Origin of the sequence: Pseudomonas sp. V98_8 (assembly GCF_029967975.1) — a bacterium.
GTDB classification, from domain to species: domain Bacteria; phylum Pseudomonadota; class Gammaproteobacteria; order Pseudomonadales; family Pseudomonadaceae; genus Aquipseudomonas; species Aquipseudomonas umsongensis.
The window spans coordinates 1-9,289 of record NZ_JASCAE010000111.1; the positions used below are offsets into that span (position 1 = coordinate 1).

At 61.2% G+C, this 9,289-nt stretch carries 12 protein-coding genes; 8 read left to right on the forward strand and 4 right to left on the reverse strand.

Translation table 11 applies throughout. The features are described from left to right. Positions 1 to 63: 63 nt before the first annotated feature. Positions 64 to 996, reverse strand: a complete 933-nt coding sequence (locus QLG10_RS29415) for a LysR family transcriptional regulator (protein WP_282488466.1) — start codon at positions 994 to 996, stop codon at positions 64 to 66. Positions 997 to 1,107: 111 nt separating this feature from the next. Here QLG10_RS29415 and QLG10_RS29420 point away from each other — a divergent pair, with 111 nt between their 5' ends. From QLG10_RS29420 to QLG10_RS29430, 3 genes are all read left to right on the forward strand, one after another. Then, a complete protein-coding gene (locus QLG10_RS29420; protein WP_110746566.1) occupies positions 1,108 to 1,602 on the forward strand; it encodes a DMT family transporter in 495 nt (164 codons plus the stop codon). Continuing rightward, positions 1,602 to 2,060, forward strand: coding sequence for a DMT family transporter (locus QLG10_RS29425; RefSeq protein ID WP_282488467.1), 459 nt, complete (start codon positions 1,602 to 1,604; stop codon positions 2,058 to 2,060). Before QLG10_RS29420 ends, QLG10_RS29425 begins: the two co-directional genes overlap by 1 nt. A gap of 96 nt (positions 2,061 to 2,156) precedes the next feature. Next, positions 2,157 to 2,318, forward strand: coding sequence for a metallothionein (locus tag QLG10_RS29430; RefSeq protein WP_110746567.1), 162 nt, complete (start codon positions 2,157 to 2,159; stop codon positions 2,316 to 2,318). A gap of 24 nt (positions 2,319 to 2,342) precedes the next feature. On the opposite strand, the gene QLG10_RS29435 is transcribed toward QLG10_RS29430, so the two are convergent. Beyond that, positions 2,343 to 2,621 (reverse strand): hypothetical protein, encoded by a 279-nt coding sequence (locus tag QLG10_RS29435; protein WP_020799441.1) that lies wholly within the window; start codon positions 2,619 to 2,621, stop codon positions 2,343 to 2,345. A 33-nt stretch (positions 2,622 to 2,654) separates the two neighbouring features. Continuing rightward, positions 2,655 to 2,882: a DUF6555 family protein gene (locus QLG10_RS29440; protein WP_110746569.1), complete on the reverse strand. Its 228-nt coding sequence runs from the start codon at positions 2,880 to 2,882 to the stop codon at positions 2,655 to 2,657. Between the two features lie 167 nt (positions 2,883 to 3,049). Between QLG10_RS29440 and selD the strand changes: the two genes are divergently transcribed. Next, positions 3,050 to 4,084 carry a selenide, water dikinase SelD gene (selD, locus tag QLG10_RS29445; RefSeq protein ID WP_282488468.1) on the forward strand — a complete coding sequence of 345 codons (1,035 nt, stop codon included), beginning with the start codon at positions 3,050 to 3,052 and terminating at the stop codon, positions 4,082 to 4,084. After that, positions 4,084 to 5,187 (forward strand): tRNA 2-selenouridine(34) synthase MnmH, encoded by a 1,104-nt coding sequence (gene mnmH, locus QLG10_RS29450; RefSeq protein ID WP_282488469.1) that lies wholly within the window; start codon positions 4,084 to 4,086, stop codon positions 5,185 to 5,187. Before selD ends, mnmH begins: the two co-directional genes overlap by 1 nt. 136 nt (positions 5,188 to 5,323) lie before the next feature. Here mnmH and QLG10_RS29455 read toward each other — a convergent pair whose 3' ends face one another. Further along, positions 5,324 to 5,998 (reverse strand): histidine phosphatase family protein, encoded by a 675-nt coding sequence (locus QLG10_RS29455; protein ID WP_110746574.1) that lies wholly within the window; start codon positions 5,996 to 5,998, stop codon positions 5,324 to 5,326. A 364-nt stretch (positions 5,999 to 6,362) separates the two neighbouring features. Between QLG10_RS29455 and QLG10_RS29460 the strand changes: the two genes are divergently transcribed. The 3 genes from QLG10_RS29460 to hemB all read left to right on the forward strand — a co-directional run bounded on the left by QLG10_RS29460 (position 6,363) and on the right by hemB (position 9,055). Further along, positions 6,363 to 7,076: a glutathione binding-like protein gene (locus tag QLG10_RS29460; protein WP_110746576.1), complete on the forward strand. Its 714-nt coding sequence runs from the start codon at positions 6,363 to 6,365 to the stop codon at positions 7,074 to 7,076. A gap of 18 nt (positions 7,077 to 7,094) precedes the next feature. Further along, positions 7,095 to 7,937, forward strand: a complete 843-nt coding sequence (locus tag QLG10_RS29465) for a PhzF family phenazine biosynthesis protein (protein ID WP_282488470.1) — start codon at positions 7,095 to 7,097, stop codon at positions 7,935 to 7,937. 143 nt (positions 7,938 to 8,080) lie between these two features. Next, the gene (gene hemB, locus QLG10_RS29470) at positions 8,081 to 9,055 is read left to right on the forward strand and encodes a porphobilinogen synthase (RefSeq protein WP_282488471.1); all 975 of its coding nucleotides are present in this window, start codon (positions 8,081 to 8,083) and stop codon (positions 9,053 to 9,055) included. Positions 9,056 to 9,289 lie beyond the last annotated feature (234 nt).

Genomic DNA, 9,289 nt, shown 5'->3' on the forward strand with positions numbered 1-9,289 from the left:
AGGAGCTGGCTTGCCAGCGATGGCGGCATCACGGCCACCATCGCCTCGCCAGCAAACCGGCTCCTACAGGTCCCAATAGGGGACTTCGCCAAAGCATTCGACGAAGAAGTCGATCACTGTCCTGACTTTCACCGACAGGCGGCGGCTGCAGGGCCAGAGCACGGCGATCTGCTGCGGCTCAAGGCTGTTGGAGACCTGGTAGTCCCCCAGAACCGGCACCAGCGTGCCGTTGCGCACCGCCTCGCCGATCAACCATGATGGAAACATCACCAGCCCCAGGCCCTGCACGGCGGCCTGGGTCAGGGTGTCGGCGTGGTTGCCGGTGATCGGCCCTTTCACCGCATAGGGGGTCCATGGCAGTTGCCCTTTGCGGAAAAACCAGCGTTGCAGGCCTGCCACCCCTTTGTAGGCCAGGCATTGATGGGTGGCGAGATCGTCAGGGTGGCGTGGCGTGCCGTGGCGTTGCAGGTACGCCGGGCTCGCCGCGACCTGAAAGCGCTGGGGAGCGAGTATTCGCCCCTGCATGCTGGAGTCGTGCAGGGGGCCGATGCGAAACAGCAGGTCGGCGCCTTCCTGCAAGGGGGCGACGTAGCTGTCGGTCTGCTGGATATCCAGTTGCAGTTTCGGATAACGCGCGCACAACTGCCCCAGCCACGGGGTCAGATGCCGCTGGCCGAACACCACCGGCGCGTTGATCCGCACCAGTCCGCTTGGCTCGCTTTGCTGTTCCTGCAGTGCCTGTTCGGCTTCCTCCAGTTGCACCAGTACCAATCGCGCGTGTTCCCCCAGCAGCCGTCCGGCCTCGGTCGGCGTGACCGCGCGCGTGTGGCGGTAAAGCAATTGCTGGTTCAAGGCCTGTTCCATCAACTGGATCTGGCGGGAAATCGAAGAGGGCGCCACGCCCTCGCGGCGGGCGACTTCGGAAAAGCTGCCGTTGTCGAGCACCGCGACAAATAGCCGGAGTGCCTTGAAACCCAGTTCGTTGAGGCCGTGCATCGTGAGTCCTGCTGTGCGCGTTACGCAAAAGTGTTGTCCAGATTCTCCCATTTATCGCACAGCAGTGACAATCGATAATGCGCGCCATGTTTCCTTGAACGGAGTTTTACCGTGCAGTCTTCTTCTCTCGACAACGTCGCTGCCGCAGCAACGCCGACCGCTCGGCCAGGGCTGCGCCTGTTGCTGCTGCCCCTGGTGATCCTGGCGGGCATGGGCCTGTCCGTGGAGGCCGGATTGCTGGGGCCATTGGGCGTTCAGGTCGGTCATTTGTGGGCGACCTTGAGCATTTTTGGCGTCGGCTCGGCGATTCTGTTTTTCCTGCTGCTGCTCAGCGGCCCGCAACAGGGCCCGGCGCTGAGCCAATTACCGCGCTGGCAATTGATCGGCGGGTTTCTCGGGCCGATCTATGTCGTGGTGCTGACGCTGGCCACACCGCACATCGGCATTGCGATGACGATGATCGCGATCCTGTCCGGGCAGGTCGGTAAAAGTGTGCTGATCGACCATTTCGGCTGGTTCGGCACCACCCGCAAGAAAGTCAACGCTGAGCGCTGGCTGGCTTTGCTGCTGATTGTCGCGGCACTAGTCCTGATTGCACGGGGTTGATGATGAGTCTGATTATTTTGTTGGCGCTGGTCGTGGCGGCCGGTGCGATCCTGAGCGTGCAGGCGGCGATCAACGGGCGCCTGGGTGAAACGGTCGGCGTGTTGCGCAGCAGTTTGCTCACCTTTGTGGTGGGGACGGTGCTGACCGGGTTGCTGATCGTATTTTTCGAACCGGCCCACGCCGTGAGCCTGCTCGACGTGCCGAAGTGGCAGCTCGGCGGGGCGCTGTTCGGTGTGGTCTACATGATGGTCATGGTGGGTGCGGTGCCGCGGGTGGGGACGGCGGTGGCGACGGTGGCGGTGATTGTCGGGCAACTGGGGATGGGGATGCTGATCGATAATTTCGGCTGGCTGGGCAATCCGGCGATCGAGTTGTCGGGAAGTCGGGTGCTGGCGATGGTGCTATTGGGCCTGGCCCTGGTATTGATGTATCGCAGCAGCAGCCGGGCGACGGGTTGAGCCGTCACGGCGGCCTGCCCCCTGATCAACTCCTACACTGGTACTACGGGCTGCTCATCCAGCCCGCCGACGACCACTGCCAAAGGAGTCAGCACCATGACCGATGAAAAAAGCATCTGTGACTGTCCGAAGTGCAACTGCAAGCTCGGTGAACATCCTGTCGTGCGACACGGCAAGCATTATTGCTGTGAAGCCTGTTCCAAGCACCACGAGCACGGCGAAGAGTGCGCCCATAAAGGCTGCAAGTGTGCGCACTGACCCTTGTGCACAGGAACGTGGGGCCTAGTCGGGCTCCACTTCCAGTTTCAGGCTGTCGTCGTCCTGCCGTTCGCTGTGGCGCACGGTGCCCGCCAGGCGTCGTCCATCGACCCTGACCACCACCGTCTTGGCCTGCTCCAGATCTTCCGGCAAGGGCGCCGGGACTCTCACTGCAAAGCGCGTCGGATCACCTTCGACCTGTTCCAGGCCGACCCGGCATTCGGTGCTGCGGGTGACGCGGCCGAACAACGTATCCAGACCGTAGTCCAGATGTGCAGGGCTGCTGACGAGTGTCGAAGTCATTTTCTTCCCCCCCCAATCCTGATCGCTGCCCGGCTAGCCGGCCGGGCGCCACTTGACGTTCTCCACGCCGAATTTTTCCGCCATCGGTTTGCTGGTCTTCTGCACTTTTTCACGGCCAAAGCGAGGAATGCGTCCAACCCCCGCGTCGCAGCTTGCCCAATGCCAGGCCTCCGCGTTGTTCATTTTGTCCAGACGGATGATGAACGACTTGGGGACGCCATGAAGAGTGTATTCAATGACGAACAGTTTTGCGTTGTTCATAGAGCCTTTGTTCCTCCCTGTTGTACATAGAGGGATCGTTGGGCGCTGGGAAAATTCATTCGGATTGTCCGACGGTGCATGTCATCGGCGCATTCCGGCAGGCGACGCCCACTTGGGCAGTGGCCGCTCTGGTAGAATCGGCCCCATTGATCCCAAGAGGTGCCCCCATGAGCGAGCCGATCCGCCTGACCCAATACAGCCATGGCGCTGGTTGTGGCTGCAAGATTTCCCCCCAGGTGCTGGAAGTGATTCTGGCCGGCAGCGGGGCGCAGAATCTTGATCCGAAACTGTGGGTCGGCAATGCTTCGCGTGATGACGCGGCGGTTTACTCCATCGATGAAGAACGTGGCGTGGTGTCGACCACCGACTTTTTCATGCCGATTGTCGATGATCCTTTCGATTTCGGCCGCATTGCAGCCACCAATGCCATCAGCGATATCTACGCCATGGGGGGCGATCCATTGATGGCGATCGCGATCCTTGGCTGGCCGGTCAATGTGCTGGCGCCAGAGATTGCCCGGGAAGTGATTCGCGGCGGGCGCTCGGTGTGCGATGAGGCCGGGATACCCTTGGCGGGCGGGCATTCGATCGACGCACCGGAGCCGATCTTCGGTCTGGCCGTCACCGGTTTGGTGCAAAAGCGCCACATGAAGCGCAATGACACGGCCACGGCCGGTTGCCTGTTGTACCTGACCAAGCCCTTGGGCATCGGCGTGCTCACCACGGCCGAGAAGCAGGGCAAATTGCGCAGCGCCGATGTGGGCCTGGCCCGCGACTGGATGTGCACCCTGAACAAACCCGGCAGCCGTTTTGGCAAGCTGGACGGCGTTACCGCGATGACCGATGTCACCGGTTTCGGCCTGCTTGGGCACCTGGTGGAAATGGCCGATGGCAGCGGCCTCACCGCCCGCATCGAATATGAACGGGTGCCACGCTTGCCGGGCGTCGAGTATTACATCGACCAGGGCTGTGTGCCGGGTGGCACATTGCGCAATTTCGACAGCTACGCCGACAAGCTCGGGCGCCTCCAGGAGCTGCACAAGCGCGTGCTGTGCGACCCGCAAACCAGCGGTGGCCTGCTGGTCGCCGTGACGCCCGAGGGCAATGCCGAGTTTCTCGCAGTCGCCGCTGAACTGGGGCTGAACCTGACGCCAATCGGCGAACTGGTCGAGCGACATAGCCGCGCGGTCGAGGTGTCGTGATGCCCGTCGACTGCACTGATTACCGCGACATTTTTCTCAACGACCGGCCAATGATGGATGCTCGTGCGCCGGTCGAGTTTCTCAAGGGCTCGTTTCCCGGCGTGGTCAACCTGCCGCTGATGAATGATCACGAACGGCAGCGGATCGGTACCTGTTACAAGCAATACGGGCAGCAGGCGGCTGTTGAGCTGGGCCATCAATTGGTGTCCGGCGCCATCAAGGCCGAGCGCATCCAGGCCTGGGCGGATTTTGCCCGGGCCCATCCTGATGGCCTGTTGTATTGTTTTCGTGGTGGCCTGCGCTCGCAGATCGTCCAGCAATGGCTCAAGGACGAGGCGGGCATCGACTATCCGCGGGTAGGCGGCGGCTACAAGGCCATGCGCACCTTCTTGCTGGAAACCCTCGACCAGGCCGTGGCCCAATGCGATTTCGTCTTGTTGGGCGGCATGACCGGCACTGGTAAAACCGAGCTGCTCACGCAACTGGACAACGGCCTGGACCTTGAGGGACATGCCAACCATCGCGGTTCCAGTTTCGGCAAGCGCGTTACTGGCCAGCCGTCGAACATCGATTTTGAAAACCGCCTGGCCGTGGACGTGCTGAAAAAGCGCGCCCGCGGTGTCGAACAGTTCGTGCTCGAAGACGAAAGCCGCGCGGTCGGCAGTTGTGCACTGCCACTGCCGCTGTACCAGGGTATGCAACAGTTCCCGATGGTCTGGCTCGAAGACAGCCTGGAGGGGCGGATCGAGCGAATCCTGCGCGATTACGTGGTGGACCTGTGTGCCGAGTTCATCGCGGTGCATGGCGAGGAAGGTTTTGCGCTGTTTTCCGAGCGCTTGCTGGCGAGCCTGGACAATGTGCAAAAGCGACTGGGCGGCGAGCGGCACCGGCGCATGCTGATCCTGATGGAAGAGGCTTTGGCCGAGCAAGGGCGCAGTGGTGCGGTGGATTTGCACCGGGGCTGGATCGAGGGCTTGCTGGTTGAGTATTACGACCCGATGTATGCCTTTCAGCGGGAGAAGAAAGGGGCGCGGATCGAGTTTGCCGGGGAGCGGGGGGCGGTGTTGGAGTATTTGCGCGAGCGGGGCATTCAGCGCGGGTGAGGGTGGTCTTGCCGGCCCCTTCGCGAGCAGGCTCGCTCCCACCGTAAATCTTCGGCGTACACAAATTCGGCGTTTATTGAAGATCTACCGTGGGAGCGAGCCTGCTCGCGAAGGCGCCCTATCAGGTACCCCAGAATCAGGTCGGGCAACTCTCCTGCCCGTTATCCAGCCCCTGCTTGTAGCTATGGCTCTGCAGGCTGGCCTTGCCGTTGTGCCAGGTCAGGGTCAGCACGTACAGCGAGTCATAGTCGCTCGATTCCCAGTCCTCGGTGATCTTCTGTTTCTGGCCAACGGCTTCACCGGCGACCTTGTTGATCAGTTCTGGCAGATAGCCGTGGGACCAGGCCGTATAGATGACCGAGTTGTGGTACTTGTCGTGGAGCAGTTCATCGGCCAGGTCACTGGTGTCGTTGGCCGAGAAGTCGATGTTCACCGGCAAACCGAGCTTGATCGCGCTGGGGCTGATGGTCATCAAGGGGCGGATGTAGCTGTAGGAATTGTCCAGTTCGCCTTCCTCGACGTTGCGCGTCGGGTTGGCGGCGAACACGTAGTCGGCCTTGCCGAATTTTTCTGGCAGCAGGGTGGCCAGGTCGATGGCGCGGTTCAAGCCCTGGCAATTGAGCTGGCCCAGGCCGCCCTCGGGCTTTTCCGCATGGCGCAGGAACACCAGGGTCTGGGTGCCATCCACCGGCTGGGCGCGGCTTTCGCTGGACTCCAGCGCCAAAAACAACGCGCTGGCTGCCAGCAAGGCGGGCAGGAGCAAATACGCACGATGTTTAAAGTGTCGGGTGAATTTCAAGGGATTGATCATTGAATAAAAGGTTCTTCAGCGCATTGGGTTAAGGCTGACAAACCTTTGCACCGCGACTTTCCTGCGTCGGGTGTTTTCCATGTCGTGGAGCCGTTCCGTATCAAAGGGACATTACTCAGAGTCCCCTGAAGCCCGTTTGGTTCGATTCCGGCCGAGAGCGCAGCACTCTACCGATAACCTTTGGCGGGTTGCAGCAAAGGTTATCGACAGGATGTTGCGAAATTATGGACACCCTACACGAGCGGTCAGACAAACACAGTGATCTCGCTTGATCTTGACCATCAGCGATAATCATGGCGCCAGACGCCGCAGTCCGGGTCATCTCCTTTATGATCGGCATTCTCAATTTCTCGTGGAGGCTCCCATGACCGATTTGTCTGCGTTCCCCATCACCCGCAAATGGCCGGCACGCTACCCTGAGTGGATTCAGTTGTATTCCTTGCCGACCCCCAATGGCGTCAAGGTTTCGATCATGCTCGAAGAGATCGGCCTGCCCTATGAGCCCCATCGCGTCGGCTTCGACACCAATGACCAGCTTTCGCCCGAGTTCCTGTCGCTGAACCCGAACAACAAGATCCCGGCCATTCTCGATCCCCATGGTCCGGACGACCAGCCGTTGCCGCTGTTCGAGTCCGGGGCGATCCTGATCTACCTCGCCGACAAGAGCGGGCAATTGCTGGCCCAGGAATCGGCGGCGCGCTACGAGACCCTTCAGTGGCTGATGTTTCAGATGGGCGGCATTGGCCCGATGTTCGGCCAGCTCGGCTTCTTCAATAAATTCGCCGGCAAGGACTTCGAAGACAAGCGTCCGCGTGACCGCTACGTCGAGGAGAGCAAACGCCTGCTCAGTGTCCTCGATGCACGCTTGAAAGGGCGCGACTGGATCATGGGCGAGCGCTATACCATCGCCGATATCGCGACCTTCCCGTGGGTGCGCAACCTGATCGGTTTCTATGAAGCCGGCGACCTGGTCGGCATCCAGAACTTCCCCAACGTCACGCGGGTGCTGGAGAAATTCCTGGCGCGGCCGGCGGTCAAGCGCGGGCTGGAAATCCCCAAGCCAAACGATACGATCTGATCAGGACCAGGGACGGCCATGCATTCATTCAATTTCAAGCAAGTCGATGTCTTCAGTCGCGTACCACTCAAAGGCAATCCGCTGGCGGTGGTGTTTGGTGCCGACAAGCTGAGCGATGAACGCATGGCGGCGTTCGCGACCTGGACCAATCTCAGCGAAACCACGTTCATCCTGGAACCACAGGATCCCCGTGCCGATTATCGGGTGCGGATATTCACCACCCTCAAGGAGTTGCCGTTCGCCGGACATCCGACGCTGGGCACTTGCCATGCCTGGCTTGAAGCCGGGGGTGTGCCCGAGGGGGAAGAGATTATCCAGGAGTGCGGTGTCGGCCTGGTGCGGGTCCGTCGGCAGGGCGCGGAGCTGGCGTTTCTCGCTCCGCCACTGCTCAAGACCGGGCCGGTGGACGCCAGTCTGATGGCGCGTGTGTGCTTGGGCCTGGGACTGGAGCCGCAGGCGATTGTCCGCGCGCAATGGGTTGATAACGGTGCGGGCTGGCTGGCGGTGATGCTCGCGGATCGCCAGCAAGTCCTGGACTTGCGACCGGACCATTCGCACATGCTCGGCCTCGCCGTGGGTGTCATCGCGCCGTGGCAAGCGGAGCGCGATGGCGATGAAGCGCAGTTCGAAGTCCGCGCATTCATTTCTGGTGACGGTATGCCCGAAGATCCGGCCACGGGCAGCCTCAACGCCGGGATTGCCCAATGGCTGCTCGGTGAAGGGCTGGCGCCGGCCCGCTACGTGGTCAGCCAGGGATTGACGATGGGCCGCGCGGGGCGCATCCAGGTGGAACAGGTGGGGGAGGACATCTGGATCGGCGGGGCGGTGGTGACCTGTATCGACGGCACGCTGGCCCTTTGATTGACCCGACCTGTGCGGGAGCGATTATTGCGGGTGCGGTAAGGGTAATTTCTCCCGGGTGATTTGTGCCCTGCACCTTGCAGGGCATAAGCTTTGCCCCCTCTACGACTTTCGTCCTGTTTTTCGTTTTTTGAGGCATCTCCATGTCCAGTCAGTTCCCCGAAGCACGCCCACGCCGTCTGCGCCGCAATGCAAGCCTGCGCAGTCTGTTCCAGGAAACCGAGTTCAGCTTGAATGACCTGGTACTGCCGATTTTCGTCGAAGAAGAAATCGACGATTTCGTGCCGATCAAGAGCATGCCCGGTGTGATGCGCATTCCGGAATCGAAGCTGGCGGGGGAGATCGAGCGATATGCCCGTGCCGGGATCAAGTCGGTGATGACCTTTGGCGTGTCCCATCACCTGGACAGCAACGGCAGCGATACCTGGAACGACAATGGCCTGGTGTCGCGCATGTCGCGTATCGCCAAGGATGCCGTGCCGGAAATGATCGTGATGTCCGATACCTGTTTTTGTGAGTACACCGACCACGGGCATTGCGGGGTGATGCACAACCTGGAGGTCGATAATGACCAGACCCTGCTCAACCTCGGCAAACAGGCGGTGGCTGCTGCCCGTGCCGGTGCTGACGTGATTGCCCCATCGGCCGCCATGGACGGGCAGGTCCAGGCTATTCGCCGGGCGCTCGATGCCGCCGGGTTCACCCAGACGGCGATCATGGCCTATTCGACCAAGTTCGCCTCGGCGCTCTATGGACCGTTCCGCGAAGCTGGCGGCAGCGCGCTCAAGGGCGATCGCAAAAGCTACCAGATGAACCCGATGAATCGTCGTGAGGCGGTGAGGGAGTCGCTGCTGGACGAACAGGAAGGCGCCGATGCGCTGATGGTCAAGCCGGCCGGAGCGTACCTCGACATCATCCGCGAGATTCGCGAAGCCTCGCGCCTGCCCTTGTCGGCGTATCAGGTGAGCGGGGAGTACGCGATGATCAAGTTCGCCGCACAGGCGGGGGCCATCGATGAAGATCGCGTGGTGCGCGAAAGCCTGGGCGCCATCAAGCGGGCAGGGGCTGATCTGATTTTCACGTATTTTGCGATGGACCTGGCACTGGCCGGGATCTGAAAACAACCACAACCCTTGTAGGAGCCAGGCTTGCCGGCGAAGAACGATGACGCGGTCTAGGGGTACATATCCATTGCTGCGGTAACGGCCTCCTATGGTTTCGCTCTTACAGCGACTCACTTTTTCAAACGCCAAAAAGTAAGCAAAAGGCTTTGCCCCACCACTCGGTGCCTCGCTAAGGCTCGGCATGCCCTCACTCCGGCATTGCTCCGTGGGTCGCCGCGATGGGCCGTC